Here is a 16,378-nt window from a genome sequence, read left to right as displayed (position 1 = left end):
ATATTTAACATTTGTAGAGATTATTAAAGGTGTTTATTAAGTTCAATTCACTGTAATAATCTGAGAAGTATAAAAATTTATAGTAACATAAAACTTACTTGGAGTCAGTTATTTAGCACTATTTTTTAGGATTGTATGAACAATTTCTTTTGTAGGTTTTTGATCTTTTAGTTTTGACCTGACTTCATCAAAAGTTACTTTAAAATCGCATCCCAACTTATATTGGCTACAGCCATAAGCAGTTTTGCCTTTTAAAATACTTCCTTTTGCACACTTTGGACAAATCAATACATCCGAAGCAGATTTGGATTGATCTGCTGGACTAGAAGCAATTGTTTTTTTAGGTTCTAATTTAATTTGGAAGTTTTCATCAAAACGGAGTAAACCCTCAACAACTCCAGTTTCAGTTTTAAAGTCTTTTAAATTTACTGTAGCCCCTTTTTGAATCAATCTTAAATATTGATTCTCGGAGATTTTTTTATCAGCAAATATATAAGGTAGCACAAACGTACATCCCGATTTATAGTTGCTGCAACCGTAAGCTGATTTTCCTTTTATAAGAGAACCGTTTTTACATTTTGGACAAATTTCTGCCAAAATTCCCGCCGCTTTCTTTTTCTCTGCTTTGACGACTTCTTTCTGAGGAGCTTGTGCGTGAGAAATATTGGCGTGTCGCTTTTCACTACGCACTTCATCGACCAAGACTTCAATCATGCGTTTCATATTATTGATAAAAGAACCAGCGCTATAGTTTCCTTTCTCTATATCTTTTAATTGCTTTTCCCAAGAACCCGTAAGTTCAGCCGATTTGACTAATTCATTCTGAATCGTATCAATCAATTGAATACCAGTAGGTGTTGGCAATACTTGTTTTTTATTACGAATAATGTATTGTCTCCTAAAAAGAGTTTCTATAATATTAGCTCGCGTTGATGGACGTCCGATACCGTTTTCTTTCATCAATTCGCGTAAATCTTCATCATCCACTTGTTTTCCGGCTGTTTCCATGGCGCGAAGTAAAGTAGCTTCTGTAAACTGATTGGGTGGTTTTGTTTCCTTTTCTAAAAAGGAAGGTTGGTGCGGGCCTTTTTCGCCCACAATAAAACTAGGAAGTATATCGGCTTCCTTCTCCTTTCCATTAGGATCTTCAAAAACAACACGAAATCCTTTTTTTAAGATTTCTTTTCCAGTGGTTTTAAAAGTTACATCGGCTGCTTTTCCCAAAACGGTGGTATTGGCTACCAAACAATCGTCATAAAAAACGGCAATAAAACGTCTTGTAATAATATCATAAACCTGTTGCTGATTGTATTGCAACTTATTTTGAACTCCTGTTGGAATAATTGCGTGGTGATCTGTTACTTTTTTGTCATTGAAAACCTTAGGTGATTTTTTAATTTTTTTTCCTAATAATGGTTGTGTCAATTCGCCATAATTAGTTAAATTCTGTAAAATACCAGACACTTTCGGATAAATATCGCTTGGTAAAAAAGTGGTGTCTACTCTAGGATACGTAACTACTTTTTGTTCGTATAAGGTTTGTACAATTTTTAAAGTTTCATCTGCTGTAAACCCAAATTTGGTATTGCAATAGACCTGTAATCCAGTTAAATCAAATAACTTAGGAGCAAACTCATTTCCGTTCTTTTTATCGACAGCAATAATTTCAAAATCACTTTCCTTGACTTTATTGGCTAAAAGTTCCCCGTCTTCTTTGTTTGTAAAACGACCTTCTTCATAACTAAAAAGTGTTTCTCTATATAAAGTTTGTAATTCCCAGTAGGGTTGTGGTTTAAAATTTTCAATTTCCTTAAACCGATCTACTACCATGGCTAATGTTGGCGTTTGTACGCGACCAATAGATAAAACTTGTTTGTAACCACCATGTTTTACGGTGTACAAACGCGTCGCATTCATACCCAGCAACCAATCGCCAATGGCTCTAGAAAATCCAGCATAATATAAATTATCGTATAAAGCAGATGGCTTTAAGTTCTGAAAACCTTCTTTAATGGCTTCGGTTGTCAAGGATGAAATCCACAAGCGTTGCACTTCGCCTTTGTATTGCGCTTCATTCATCACCCAGCGCTGTATGAGTTCTCCTTCTTGTCCAGCATCACCGCAGTTGATAACTAATGTGGCTTTGTCAAATAAAGATTTTATAATTTTAAACTGCTTTTGAATTCCAGAGTTTTCTACTACTTTGGTCTCAAATTTTTCAGGTAGCATGGGCAAATTATTCAAATCCCAACTTTTCCAATGTGGTTTATAATCGTTGGGTTCTTTTAAGGTGCATAAATGTCCAAAAGTGTAGGTCACCGCATAACCATTCCCTTCATAATAGCCATCGTGTTTGGTATTGGCACCTAATACAGATGCTATTTCTCTTGCTACACTTGGTTTTTCGGCAATACAGACCTTCATTTGATACTAATTATTTGAAGCCGCAAATTAGGAATTTAGAACTTGGTATCGAAATGAAATTTTAGAGAGTTATACACGAATTAATCATTGCTAGGAACGCGCTTCATCACATTTGCTACATCAGTTCTGATAATTTGCTGGGTTTACTTTTGTTAGCCACATCGACCTGTTTCTCGTAATGAATTTAATTGTGTATTTAATTTGTTTGCCCAGCGTTTGTAGCAAATTTTGGGGGATTCACGCAGCAGGATTAGAATATTTGATCTTAAATATAGATTTTTAGTTTGTAACTAAAAAAAGCTACAAGAAATATTTCTTGTAGCTTTTTTGTTTTAGTGTAGTTTATTATTGTTTTCACGCACTGCAAATCCTCTTATTGTGGGATATCCAAAGAGCATTATGTGCTAGCGTTACATTTTTAAAACTAATCCTTCTAGTTTTTAATTTGTAATAATTATTAAATTGAAAAAAGGAGGGATTGAGTAATTACAAATCCGTTTTTGGAGTCTATTTTTTTAAACTTTTAATTCTTTCATCCAATCTTGAAATTTGTTTAATTGTTCTGCGAAAAAAGATTCGTGTTCTTCTTTTTCTTCATTAGTATTCACCAAAATATGTTCGTAATAAGTTCCTTTTAACACTCTTCTTAGGATTCCTTCTCCGAAAATAGGTTCGTAATCATTTAACGATTGAGTTGCTTTTAATATTTGTCGGATATCATATTGTAGTGGATTAATATCAGGAACTTGTTTGTTTAAATTCAATAATTTATAAACCGCTATTCTTGCTGTTCTTACCGAACTTTCCATCGTGAAAACAATATCGTTGTTTGTTTCTACAAATTGTCCTACTAAACCTAAATTGCTACAACCTTCGGGAACAACTCTTGGACGATCACCTTGGGCTCTTGGCATAAACATAGAGGTTATGTACGGTAAATAAGAAGATCTAACAATTGTGTTTTCTACTACGTTATCTAGCTGATTTATAATTCCCAAATGATAAGATAGCTCTGCTAAAATTTCATCTCCTGTGCACTGTGGCATTGTTTTTTTAATGTAATTACCTTCCTTATCCATAAACAAAGAATATACCCAAACTACTAAAATATCATCGGGTTGCGAAGGAAAATGAGGCTGTCTGTTGCAAGTAAAACTCATTAACCAATTAGAATCTGTAATGGTGATAATTCCGCCACTTGCTGTTTTTCCTGAGTACGGATCGTTAACACAAAGTTCTTTTAATTTCTCTGTAAAAGCAGATGGTTTGCAAGTTAATGTTGCAGATTCCCAACCAGATTTTTCAATATTGGAACAGAATTTTTCTGGTTTACCGAATACTGGAGATTTTGCAGCTAAATTTTTCCAAAGTTTCCAGCCGCCACTTTGTCCGCTAGTGCTGTTATCAATTGCAATTACGGGTGCTGTTTTGTTATCACCATAAAAAGTGTCTTCTGTCATAGAACCTGTGGTTACAATAACATAAGCTTTTTTGCCTACTGGGATTTTTACTTCTTTACCATCTCTTTCAGCAATAATTCCTTCCACTACTTTTCCTTCTGTATCAATATGAATATCTAAGTCTTTGACTAATGTATTCAACTCAATTTTAACTCCTTTTCCTTCAAGAAATTTTCTCAATGGCGTGATGTAGGTGTCGTATTGGTTATACTTTGGAAAAACCAGGCAAGAGAAATCTTTCATACCATCTATAGCATGTAAAAAGCGATGCATGTAAAGCTTACATTCTAACAAACTATGCCAGTTCTCAAAGGCAAACATAGTACGCCAAAAAAACCAAAAATTACTATTTAAAAACGATTCGCTAAAATAATCTTGAATAGTTAAATCATCCAATTCTTCTTTTTTCTTCATCAATAACTTGACGATTGCCAATTGGTCTTTTTTTTCTAAACCAAACTTGCTAAAATCTTTTATTTGTCCTTGATTATGAATTAAACGGGCTTTTGAATAATTAGGATCGTTATCGTTCACTAATCGATATTCGTCTAAAACACTATAAGGTTCTGGCAATTCTAGAGCAGGAATATCTTGAAAAATATCCCACAGATTTTCATAGGTCATATCCATTTCACGTCCACCACGTATAATATATCCATCTTTGGCATTTCCAGCACCATCCATAGAGCCACCGTCAACAGACAATTGGTCTAGGAAAACAATATTTTCACCAGGAATACGTCCATCGCGGATAAAATAATAGGCTGCAGACATTCCTGCAATTCCACTTCCCACAATATATACTTTGCTTTTATCAAAAGATGCAGACGGAATGCCTTTGTTTCGTTGGTAATTTCCGATTTGATCCGAAAAAGGCATCGTTTTTTGTTGGCTGTTCACTTGTACTTCTTTACTGGAATCGGGTTCGTGGTTTACTTTTCCAAATTGTTCTGAAGCATTTAGTATTTTATCAAATTTTGAAGTATCTGGTTTCATGTTCTTTAAATTTTTATTGATTAGAACAAATTTACCGTTATGTTTAAATTAACTTATATCCCCAAATTCATCATATTTAACCTTAAATTCTAAACGTCTTCTCGGATTCTATATTCAGAAGGGGAAATGGTAGTATACCTTTTAAAGAATCGTCCGAAAGCAGAATTGGAATTAAACTGAAGACGGTAAGCAATTTCTGAAACCGTGAGTTCTGGTGTGCTCAACAAAACAAAAGCCTCTTTTAATAAAGCTTCATCTATAATTTGATGTGGTGTTTTTCCAGTTGCTTTTTTTGACAAAACAATCAAGTGTTTATTGCTGATGAACAATTGATTGGCATAAAAGTCAACTTCTTTATGTTTACTACAATTTTCATTTACTAATGTCATAAATTTATAAAACAAACTGTTGTTTAAGGGATGGTTTTCCGAAGATTGAATTTTATATTGATCTATAATATGGGCAGCTTCCAATAACAGATTTACAATTATTGTGCGTATAATATCCTCTACAAATTTTCCGTTCCTTTTAGACTGTTCCTTTAGGTAGTTAAGAATATTATGCAATTTTTCGGCTTCTACTTCATTCGAATTAATTACACTGTAATAGGAGTGTTGGAACAGTGATAGTTTTTCTATAAAAAATGGATTAGCCATATTTTTAAGTAAAAAATTATTTTCGAAAAACAGTAATTTAATTTCAAGATCTATACTTACAGCTTTAAAACGAACTATGGTTGATGGGGCGGAAATGAAAAAACTATTTTTTGTTATCGTATAGAGTTTATTATTTATTTCGATAGTGATTTCTCCATTGATACAGATACAAATGGAATAAAAATCCATCCGAAAGCTTTTGTCAGGAAATTCAAAAATGGTGTTACCAGAAGATACATAATAGGGTTGGTGACAATCAACTCCATAAAATAAAAGAGTATCGCGTAAGTTTTCGTAATTTTTCAATTTGATTTCATTTTTGAATCTGCGGCGCAATTACAGCCTTAAGTCTTGATGCTTGCCAATGCTTGCGATTTAAGAGGCGTGATTTTTAAATTATTAACAAATTTTCTAACTACGAAACTAGTTGTACATTAAGTATAAAATCCCAATCAATGTAAACGGCTTTTGCTTCCTTTTTTTCTATTAATTGAGAATAGGATTCCAATATAATTATTAGGAGATTAAACAACATATTGCAGATTTTAAATCTATCCTGAAAAGTTCGTCTTATTTATTTAAGTGCTTTATTCACTGTTGTTAACAAGGTTTTTAATATTAATTAAATTTAAGGAAGGTAAAAGTAAAAAGATATGATTCAAGTCGATGCGTTACTTACGTTTACCCATTTTATATTTCTCGCTACTTGCTTTTCCTTGCTGGATCCCAGAAACTTCAGCAACTAAACTGTCTTTTGAAATGTGAGTGTAGCTAATTTTTTGTGGATAATCATTTTTTAGATTTTCAAAAACCAATTGTTTATCGGTAACTGTTATTAGATTGAAAGCAACAGGCTTGTCATCATTTTGTCCTTGTACAGTTGCTATATAGGTTAGTGTTTCGCCTTTTTGTTGCAAGCGAATGGTTTCATAGTGCAAGGTATCTTTTAGTTTTATAAAGTGAGAAGTAGCTTGATATGTACTGTCATTTACTTTTGACCAATTTTCAGTGAGTGAACCATCTACTGATTTGTCTTCCCAATTTCCTAAAAGCCAATGCGCTAATTTGATTTTATCTTTTTCATTTGCTTCAGAATCTACTTTTTTACAAGCACTAAAAGCTACAAGAAATACGAGTAATGCAATTTTATTTTTCATAGATTTGAAATTAGAAGGTTTAAAGTGAAAACAAAAATAGGAAAAAGACATCGTCCAGCCTATCTAAATTGCAAACTAGAACTTATAAGCTCGTAATAATGTTATTTTAAAATAAGGAAATTAGTAGTCCAGAGGTCACTATAACTAAAACTAATAAACATCCATATCCTTGAAAATTCTTTTGACTCTTATCTTTTAATACTATTTTAAAATAGGGTCTAGTCGTATTTTTTAAATTCTTTGACATCAAATTGTAATTCGTTATTTCCATAGAATTAATTACAATTTTTTTAGAGTCAAAAAATTCAATATTGATTTTTAGACCGCTATATATATCTATTTGACTAAAATTATGAGAGCTTTCTATTTTATAATTGTCTTCAGTTACTTTTTTTATATTTTTAAATTCTATCTTTTTAGAGTAGAATAGTAACGGATACGATAGTATTAAATTTTTATTTGTTAGCACAATCTTTTTTGAACGCAAAAGCATATAAGTACAAGCCAGTGCCATCGACAAGAATATAAATACTATAACGCCTTTTACAACCTCATTTTGACCCTCATTAGGATTTGTTTTTGAACTGTATATCAAATAAGTTAGTCCTAAGGAGAATAAAATTCCAAATAAATAGTAGCCAATTTGAAGTAAGCTTGGCACTGAAATTATTTTATGATCTTCGTTTACTTTTTCTTTCAATTTTTTTGACTAATTAGTAAATCGTGTAGTGGCTTGCAGAAGTGGCTCACCTCGTGACCGAGATTTTTTGGCTAACATAAAATTTCTTGCTAAAGATAAATGTGAATTTAACACAATTCTCGCCATTTATGCAAACCGCTGTTGTGCGTTCGCTTTTTTATTTATTTATCTCTTTTTCAATTTCTTTAATAAGTTTAATTGCTTGTGGTTTTACATTTTGGTCATAAACTCTTATGTTATTTTTACCTATTATGATAAGAAAAGACATTGTCTTTTTGAATTTTGGGTCTGAATATAGTTCTGCGTCTGATTTATCTGCATTTTCTATCATTTTGTCAAAACATTTGAATAGAAAATCATTATAAATTTTATCGACTTCGCCAGTTGACGGTAACCATTGTTGGTAATAGGTTAGTATTTTCTGTTTTAATACTTCGTCTTCAATGTAGCCAATTTTACCACTAGACTTAAAAGCTTCATAATTAGCAATATTTAGTTTTCGTCCTTGTGAATTAACAGGGAAATAAACTTTAGTATTAGATTTTTGTATGCTATCAAGTTGAAGAGATGTAAGTGCTAAAAGTTTTTCATAACCAATATTTGTCTTCTCATATTCTACTTTTACTTCATCCAAACTTTTAATATCATTTTCCAAATCACTTTTTAAATTACGAAGAAAAACAGCTACTTCTTCTTGTTCATGCTTATGTTCACTCCATGAGTGAAGCCATATCGAAAGTGATACCGCAAAAACGATTATGAAAATTTCAATAATTATTTCTGTTACCTTTTCTTTAAATGAATGGTCTTTGTTACTCATAGCTGAATGTAATTTTTTTGTATGTTTTATAATTTCGTCTTGCATATTTTAGTTTTGTTATTTTATCCCCTGTAGCTTGAAAGTGACGCGCAACCAAATCCTTGTTTTTTCTCTAAATCGAGAAGGATATAATACCACTGTAATTTTCAAAAAGAATACTAATGCAATTTTCTCTATTAATAAACATTTCAAAATACGGAGTCTCAAAATTACTATTTATTTAAATTCAAATTATAAAATTTATAAGATAAAAATTACAATCTAAATAACTAAACTAATTTTAGAAATAGAATTAAGTAAGTTGGTTAGTTTTATTTTAAATAATTACTGTTGAGCAGGAATATAAATGTCAAATTGTGCGCCTTCATTGATTTTTCCTTCAGCAGTGATAAGTCCATGGTGATTTTCAATTATTTTTCTTGCGATCGTTAGTCCAATTCCTGTTCCTGGGTATTCTTTTCTATCGTGTAAACGTTGAAATATTTCGAAAATTTTATCTTTATATTCTGCTTCAAATCCTATTCCATTATCTTTTATAGTGATATGGTAGTAATCTTTTTTTAATATATAATCAATAGCAGTTGTTGGATCATATTTGATGAAATTGCACATGATTACAATATGTGGTTTTTTTCCTGGAATTGAAAATTTAAGGGAGTTACTTATTAAATTTTGAATCAGTTGTCTAAATTGAAACGGAATGATATTTATCTCACACAAATCTTTAATCTCTATCGTAGCGTCTTTATCTTGTAGCTCTTCTTTGAGCATTTCTAACGCTTCATTCACTACTTGATTTAAATCGCTATTTACAAATTTTCTTTGTGTTGTATTTGTTCTTGAATAGGCAAGTAGGTCATTTATAAGCGTTTGCATGTGCAAGGCAGAAAGCTTTGTTCTTTCTACATAATATTTACCCATTGCAGATAAATTGTCATACTCTTCTACAAAGATTCTTCCAGAAAAAGACTGGATTTTTCGTAAAGGTTCTTGCAAGTCATGACTAGAAATATAGGTAAACGATTCTATTTCCTTATTGGCAATTAATAATTCGTTAGCACGCTTTTCTTTTTCTTTATTTTGAAATTCTAGCTCCTCGTTGGCAATGATTAGCTCTTCAGCTCGTTTCTGCTTTTCCTGATTTTGATACGCTAATTCTTCATTGGCAATTATTAACTCGGCGGCACGTTTCTCTTTTTCTTTATTTTGAAATTCTAGTTCGGTGTTGGCTACAATTAATTCTTCCGCTCGTTTTTGTTTTTCTTGATTTTGGTAGGCAAGTTCAAGATTTGCAATAATTAATTCGGCTGCACGTTTTTCTTTTTCTTTATTTTGAAACCCTAATTCCGTGTTGGCTACAATTAATTCTTCTGCTCGTTTTTGCTTTTCTTGATTTTGGAAGGCTAGTTCTTGATTAGCAATAATTAATTCAGCAGCACGTTTTTCTTTTTCTTTGTTTTGATACTTAAGTTCGGTGTTGGCTACAATTAATTCTTCCGCTCTTTTTTGCTTTTCTTCATTTTGATAAGCTAGTTCTTGATTAGCAATAATTAATTCGGCGGCACGGTTTTCCTTTTCAATATTCTGAAACTTAAGTTCGGTGTTGGCTACAATTAGTTCTTCCGCTCGTTTTTGCTTTTCTTTATTTTGATACGCTAATTCTTGATTAGCAATGATTAATTCAGCGGCACGATCTTCCTTTTCATTATTTTGAAACTCAAGTTGCGTGTTAGCTACAATTAGTTCTTCTGCTAGATTTTGCTTTTCTTGATTCTGAAAAGCTAATTCTTGATTAGCAATGACTAATTCAGCGGCGCGATTTTCTTTTTCTTTATTTTGAAAAACAAGTTTAGCGTTAGCGATAACTAACTGCGCTTCACGTGTTTTTGTTTCAATAATTTGTAACGCTAGATTTTTATTTGCCGTTAATAATTGAGAGGAATAGTTCTCTTCGTCGTCATTCTTAGAAGTAATTACTGTAGGCATAGGAACTATTTTTTTTACTTATTTATTTTTTAAAAGCAAACCAAAGGTAGTATAAGAACTTACTTTATTTTCAATTTCATTTATCTTTTAATATTTAAATTGTAAGGAATGTATTTTTCTTAAAAATGGAGAATAAATTATTGCTTATCGTAGACTATTTTTAGACCACTATACTTAAATATTAAAATGAAAACTCTTGTTAGAAATTAAAAAACACTCCCCATTTGATATTAGTTTAGTTATTATAAAACCCTAGCCGTGATTGCAGCGATATCCTTTTATTTTAGTTTGGAGCGCTAGCGTAAAACTATAATAAAAGATACAAGCGGAAAGCAGGAAATAGCTCCTAAATATTCAATTATAGTAAAGGAGAAAAATTGAAAAGAGCAAGTATCGAACTATAAATAAAAATTTCGTAATTTTGCACTCCAATAAAAGAACAGAAAATGTTAGATAGACTTCAAATAGTAAAACAACGTTTCGATGAGATCTCGGATTTAATCATTCAACCGGATGTAATCTCGGATCAGAAACGTTATGTGCAATTGAATCAAGAGTATAAAAGTTTAAAAGCTTTGGCAGAAAAACGCGATGAATACGTGGTTTTGATGGCCAATATTGATGAAGCAAACGAAATAATTGCTGATAATAGTGATGCAGATATGACCGAAATGGCCAAAATGCAACTGGATGAAGCCAAAGACAGATTGCCAACTCTAGAGGAGGAAATCAAATTTATGTTGATTCCTAAGGATGCTGAGGATGCAAAAAATGTTATGGTGGAGATTCGTGCCGGAACGGGTGGGGATGAAGCGAGTATTTTTGCAGGAGATTTATTTCGTATGTATACCAAATATTGTGAAAATAGAGGCTGGAGAACTTCGGTTGTAGATATGAATGAAGGAACTTCTGGCGGATTCAAAGAGGTTATTTTTGAAGTAACTGGTGAAGATGTATATGGAACTTTGAAATTTGAAGCTGGTGTTCACCGCGTACAACGTGTTCCTCAAACGGAAACACAAGGACGTGTACATACTTCGGCAGCGACTGTGATGGTGCTTCCTGAAGCGGAAGAGTTTGATGTACAAATTGATATGAATGATGTGCGTGTCGATTTTTTCTGTTCGTCAGGACCAGGAGGACAATCGGTAAATACAACTAAATCGGCAGTTCGTTTGACGCACATTCCTACAGGATTAGTGGCACAATGTCAAGATCAAAAATCGCAACACAAGAATAAGGATAAAGCTTTTGGTGTTTTACGTTCTCGTTTGTACGAACAAGAATTAGCAAAAAAACAAGCCGAAGACGCTGTAAAACGTACATCGCAAGTAAGCTCGGGTGACCGTTCTGCAAAAATTCGTACCTATAATTATTCACAAGGTCGTGTAACGGATCACAGAGTTGGTATGGATGTTTTTGATATGGATGGTGTAATGAACGGAAAAATCCAGAAACTAATTGACGAGTTGCAATTAGTGAACAACATGGAAAAATTAAAGGAAGCAAGCGAAGTTTTCTAAATAAAATATTGAAATATAATATAAATAAAAAACCAGCGGAAATGAGTTCTCGCTGGTTTTTTTTGGATAACTAACTAATTCTTTATTTTGATGGGGAATCTTTTTTTTGCTCTAACTTCTTTTCAAAAGCTAGATTTCTAAAATTTTCATATTTTGCGGTAGCTGGATTTATTTTTTTATCATAAATTGTAACGTCTTCCAGTTTGTCAATTTCAATATTGAGTTCGTTTGATTTTTTATCATAACTCTTTGCAATTGCATTCCAATTCTCACCAGCATTAATTCTGCCAATGTTCGTAACAGAGTCTACAAATCGAACGTAATTATTGGTAACAATTTCCGCTTTTTTTTGTTGATCACTTTTACAAGAACTAAAACTAAGTGTAATTATAGCAAGGCTTAATAGTATTTTAAATGTTTTCATTTAAGATGGTGTTATAATTTAAATCTGTAAGCTAATTTCAGCGAAACTTGACTTAATCCCTCTTTAACGTTTTGATTTGTAAGCACTGCAAAATCATTAAAATGTTCGTAACCTAAACTTATGTCTGTATTGCTTGTTGCCAAACCAATTTCATAGAGAAACGTTTGATCCTGTTTTTCTATTTCCTGAGCATCAACTATTACTATTCCTGAAAATATGGCTAATGCAGTGAATACTTTTTTGATATTCAATATGTTTTTCATGTTTGTTTTTTAAATCAAATGGATGATTTAATGAGATATTATAATTTTTATTTTATAAAAAAGTATGATGCAAAGTTCCGTTTAGATCTTCAAAAATATGTTACATCCATTTAAAAAAATCTTACAGAATTTAAAGGTTTTATTCTTTCAAAACTGAAATAAGAATTTTTTGAAGACTACAATAGTTCAAAAATGCTATTATAAGTTTTGTAGTTGTAGGTTTAGAAAAAATATAAATGATTTTTATTTGAGAAAGGTAGATTTGTGATCAAAAAAGCGAAAGTATAAGATTCTTATTTAATTACAAAAAAACTAATTGCAACGACAATAAGAACGGAACATAAATGAAACTCAATGTTTTCCTTTTCCTTAAAATCTAAGAAACTAATCCTTTTATCTATACTCCAAACTGTCTTAAATGATGGTCGTAATGTTTCCATTGTACAATTGCCCATTCTTCTGCAGTTAAGTGGCCAAAAAAGGGATGCGGTTTTGTAGTGCATTTTGATATTCCACCTTTGTTAAATTGATTTAGCAAATCAATGGATCTTATTTTTTCTTTTTGAAAATCTCTTACATCCGAAAATTTGTAAGTCTTGTGTGTTTTAGAATTTTTAGAAAATTGTTTTTCACTTACATATCTTGCTTTAAAAAATGTTCCAATTACTTTTCCAATAAACATTCTTTTAGGATTGTTAATATCTAATGCTGTTTCAAGAAATGCATTTAAATGTGCTACCATTTGTTCGACATTCATTTTTCCCCAAAGTGGTTTAGAATCGGAAGATAATTTTTCAATTCTATATAAAATCTCTTGAAAATCAAAGTTATTATGCAAATTGTGTCTCATTTATAAAACAGTTTTTTGTTTGTTAAAGATTATTTGCAATTATAAATGATGTTGCTAAGTACTTATTCTGCGGGTAAATAAATAATGAAATCAGATCCCTTATCAACAATTCCTTTTGCAAAAATAAATCCTTTATGGTTTTCTACTATTTTTTTGCAAATGGCTAAACCAATCCCAGTTCCTTGATATTCATTTTTATTGTGAAGTCTATTAAAAAGCACAAAAATATTTTTAGCGTATTCTTGATCAAAACCAATTCCGTTATCTTTAATGATGATGCGATGGTATTTATGATGCGTTTCTGGAAGCAATTCTTCTTCGTTAGCAATTACTTTAGAATAGTCTATTTTTATTATTGGTGTTCTGTCTTGCGAGCTGTATTTTAATGAATTCCCAATCAAATTGATCAATAATTGTTGCATTTGGAACGGAATTACTTTTAAAATTGGTAAGGCACTATTTTCTATTTTCGCCTTTTTATCTTCAATAATTTGTGCGAGTTCCTGTTTTGCATTTTCAAGAAGAGTATTCAAATCTACTTCTTCAAATGTTTTTTCCATCTTATTGGTTCTAGAAAACTGTAGTAAATCTTCTATAAGAACTCGCATTCTATTGGTTGATTTTTGAATACTAGAAATGTATTGTTGACCAGAACTGGATAAATTGTCGTAGTCTTTACTTACTAAACGGGAAATAAAAGTTTCTATTTTACGTAAAGGTTCTTGTAAATCATGACTGGCAATGTAATTGAAAGCACTAAGCTCTTTATTATTACTTTCTAACTCTCTGTTGCGTTCTTCAGTAGTAATGCGATCATTAATCTCAGAAGTAATGTCTCTAGTCGTACCGATGAAAGTTTTTTTATCTGACGAAAAGGAAACAATTTGTCCTTTGTCTTTAAAATATCTTACTTCACCGTCTTTTCTAATTATGCGGTAGGTTATGGGTATGAAAGCATTATTGATACTAACATTTTTTACACTTTCTTTAACTGATTCTAAATCATCGGGGTGAATGAATTTAAAATATTCCTCTTTGCTGGCTTCAAAAGATTGAGGTTCACACCCTAAAAGTCGATACTCGTTATCAGAAAAAGAATATTTAAAGGTTTCGATGTCCAATTGCCAACTGCCAAAATTGCCCACTATTTCAGAAAGTTTATTGGCTTCTATTGCAATTGTAAGAGTGTCAATTGTGTTTTTAAGCAGGATCAGATCTCGATTCATTTTGACAAATGCAATCGTGATCAAAATTAAAGTTATAATAAGTGTTAAATAGATTAATAGCGGAGTATAATTCATCGTTGATTCATAATCCTTTTGTCTATTTTTTAATAGAATTTTCTGGGTAATTATCATAGATTGTATCCTATATCGAATAGAATCCATTGCTTTTTGCCCCGTTACAAAATTAGAATCCAGTGTCTTAATCTTATAATTTTTTTGCTCAATTAAATATAGATTTTTAGATAAATAATTTAGCCTTCTATTAATATGGTATTGAAGTTTTTTTAAGTTGCTTTGTTGCGTTCTGCTATTGGCAGTTAATTCTGAAATGCGTTGGTAAGACTTTTTGATTAATGCGCCAGAATTGTGATACGGTCTAAGGAATTTTTTATCTCTCGTCAATAAATAACCCCTTTGACCGGTTTCCGCATCCTTAATACAAGACAATAAGCGCTCAAGTTCAATATTTACTTCATAACTATTACTTACATAAGCAGACGATTTTTTTAATACCGTAATATGCTTGAAAGTAATACCACCAATAAAAAATATAATTGCTACCGAAATGACAAAAATAATTTTTAGAAATAGAGGTGATTTATGAAGTTGGATATGTTTCATTTACATTCTCATTAAGAAATTTTCTTTGTTTAAACCAGAAGTATGGTATTGCCAATTAATAGTAACAACCTCAGAAAGAATCTTTTTTAAATTCTCGAAGTCATTTGGTTTTTTGATGTAGATATTAGCACCATTGATAAAGGTTTCCTCTATATGCTCTTCAGAGGAAGAGGTAGAATAAATAGCGATTGCAATATCATTTAGCTTTTCATTTTTCTTAATTTCTAACAAACATTCAACACCATTCTTTTTTGGCATGTTTAAATCTAAGAATAATACGTTTGGCAAAACGGAATCTTCATCATTTAAATAATCCATCAGTTCTACACCGTCATTGAAAGTGGTAACTTTAGTGTTAATTTTTAATTCATCAAATGCATCTGTAAAAAACAATCTATCGTCTTCATCATCGTCAGCAAGGCAAATGTTTATATAATCAGTAGTCATATTTGTAATTAGTTTAGCTATTGTTTTTTGTTGGATAATTCTCTTCGTTTTAGGATGATTTTTTGAAATGACGAAGGAGTCATTCCAGTCATATTCTTGAATTGCGTACTTAAATGGGCTACACTAGAATAATTTAATTGAATAGAAATTTCGGTTAAATTAAGTGGTGTATTAATCATTAACTGTTTTGCCAATTCTATTTTTTGAATGATAATAAAGTTTTCAATAGAAGTATAGGTTACTTCCGAAAAAACATTCGATAAATAGGCGTAACTAAGATTTAATTTATCGGCAATATAAACAGAGCTTTTGATGTTTAAAGGAGTTTCGCTGTGAACCATTTCAACTATAGCATCTTTTATTTTTTGAACTAAAACACTTTTTTGACTTTCTACTATTTCAATTCCATATTCGCGAAAGGTAGTAGTAAGCTCTTCTATTTTTGCAGAAGGTACTTTTTCTAAAAAATTGAATTCGCCAAAACCAATAAAATTATACTTATAACCTAGTTCAGATAATTTTTCTTGAACAATTTTTTTCGTCAGTTGGACGTAATCAAATTTTAAATAGATCTTCATAAAATAGTAATTAATGAGTAAAGATATAAAAATGTTACATCTAATTTCATTTTTACAATCATTCTGATTCAATATTTGTATGAATTTACACTTCAAAAGGTTTTGTTTTGAATTATTTATGTCTTTTTACAAAATGATATCTTTTGATTTTTAGTATCTTATACTTTATGTTTGTCTTATTTGCGTGTTTTTTTGATTTAATCAACAACTGTTAATTTTACGTTTTTTTAACATTAATTTTCTTTTT

General features: G+C 31.1%; 14 protein-coding genes. 1 reads left to right on the top strand and 13 read right to left on the bottom strand.

Features of this window, described 5'->3' with window-relative positions:
• Positions 1 to 108: 108 nt before the first annotated feature.
• The 7 genes from MW871_RS05560 to MW871_RS05530 form a co-directional block, all read right to left on the bottom strand.
• On the bottom strand, positions 109 to 2,424 hold the full coding sequence (locus MW871_RS05560; RefSeq protein ID WP_248427863.1) for a type IA DNA topoisomerase: 2,316 nt from the start codon (positions 2,422 to 2,424) through the stop codon (positions 109 to 111).
• Positions 2,425 to 2,939: 515 nt separating this feature from the next.
• Positions 2,940 to 4,880, bottom strand: a complete 1,941-nt coding sequence (locus MW871_RS05555) for an oleate hydratase (protein WP_248427862.1) — start codon at positions 4,878 to 4,880, stop codon at positions 2,940 to 2,942.
• An 89-nt stretch (positions 4,881 to 4,969) separates the two neighbouring features.
• Positions 4,970 to 5,842, bottom strand: a complete 873-nt coding sequence (locus MW871_RS05550; RefSeq protein WP_248427860.1) for a helix-turn-helix domain-containing protein — start codon at positions 5,840 to 5,842, stop codon at positions 4,970 to 4,972.
• 365 nt (positions 5,843 to 6,207) lie between these two features.
• Entirely contained in the window at positions 6,208 to 6,693 is a 486-nt protein-coding gene (locus MW871_RS05545; RefSeq protein ID WP_248427859.1) for a DUF6265 family protein, read from the bottom strand.
• 106 nt (positions 6,694 to 6,799) lie between these two features.
• Complete coding sequence (locus tag MW871_RS05540) at positions 6,800 to 7,393, bottom strand: hypothetical protein (protein WP_248427857.1); 594 nt, start codon at positions 7,391 to 7,393, stop codon at positions 6,800 to 6,802.
• A gap of 157 nt (positions 7,394 to 7,550) precedes the next feature.
• On the bottom strand, positions 7,551 to 8,258 hold the full coding sequence (locus MW871_RS05535; RefSeq protein ID WP_248427856.1) for a DUF6090 family protein: 708 nt from the start codon (positions 8,256 to 8,258) through the stop codon (positions 7,551 to 7,553).
• A 279-nt stretch (positions 8,259 to 8,537) separates the two neighbouring features.
• Positions 8,538 to 10,199 (bottom strand): sensor histidine kinase, encoded by a 1,662-nt coding sequence (locus MW871_RS05530; RefSeq protein WP_188050162.1) that lies wholly within the window; start codon positions 10,197 to 10,199, stop codon positions 8,538 to 8,540.
• Positions 10,200 to 10,645: 446 nt separating this feature from the next.
• Here MW871_RS05530 and prfA point away from each other — a divergent pair, with 446 nt between their 5' ends.
• Positions 10,646 to 11,722 (top strand): peptide chain release factor 1, encoded by a 1,077-nt coding sequence (prfA, locus tag MW871_RS05525; RefSeq protein ID WP_188050163.1) that lies wholly within the window; start codon positions 10,646 to 10,648, stop codon positions 11,720 to 11,722.
• A gap of 82 nt (positions 11,723 to 11,804) precedes the next feature.
• Here the strand turns inward: prfA and MW871_RS05520 are convergent, their stop codons facing one another.
• The 6 genes from MW871_RS05520 to MW871_RS05495 form a co-directional block, all read right to left on the bottom strand.
• Positions 11,805 to 12,146 carry a hypothetical protein gene (locus tag MW871_RS05520; protein WP_248427854.1) on the bottom strand — a complete coding sequence of 114 codons (342 nt, stop codon included), beginning with the start codon at positions 12,144 to 12,146 and terminating at the stop codon, positions 11,805 to 11,807.
• Positions 12,147 to 12,157: 11 nt separating this feature from the next.
• Entirely contained in the window at positions 12,158 to 12,409 is a 252-nt protein-coding gene (locus MW871_RS05515; protein ID WP_248427853.1) for a hypothetical protein, read from the bottom strand.
• A gap of 397 nt (positions 12,410 to 12,806) precedes the next feature.
• Complete coding sequence (locus MW871_RS05510) at positions 12,807 to 13,259, bottom strand: DUF1569 domain-containing protein (protein ID WP_248427851.1); 453 nt, start codon at positions 13,257 to 13,259, stop codon at positions 12,807 to 12,809.
• A 62-nt stretch (positions 13,260 to 13,321) separates the two neighbouring features.
• Positions 13,322 to 15,106: a CHASE3 domain-containing protein gene (locus MW871_RS05505; RefSeq protein ID WP_210645654.1), complete on the bottom strand. Its 1,785-nt coding sequence runs from the start codon at positions 15,104 to 15,106 to the stop codon at positions 13,322 to 13,324.
• Positions 15,107 to 15,553, bottom strand: coding sequence for a response regulator (locus MW871_RS05500; RefSeq protein ID WP_188050168.1), 447 nt, complete (start codon positions 15,551 to 15,553; stop codon positions 15,107 to 15,109). It abuts the gene before it with no gap.
• 17 nt (positions 15,554 to 15,570) lie between these two features.
• Positions 15,571 to 16,131 (bottom strand): helix-turn-helix domain-containing protein, encoded by a 561-nt coding sequence (locus MW871_RS05495; protein ID WP_188050169.1) that lies wholly within the window; start codon positions 16,129 to 16,131, stop codon positions 15,571 to 15,573.
• Positions 16,132 to 16,378: the final 247 nt, after the last annotated feature.

This window comes from Flavobacterium pygoscelis (assembly GCF_023162025.1).
Classification (GTDB): Bacteria; Bacteroidota; Bacteroidia; order Flavobacteriales; family Flavobacteriaceae; genus Flavobacterium; species Flavobacterium pygoscelis.
The sequence above is the reverse complement of the archived record's forward strand: the minus strand, read 5'-3'. Positions and strand labels throughout refer to the sequence as shown.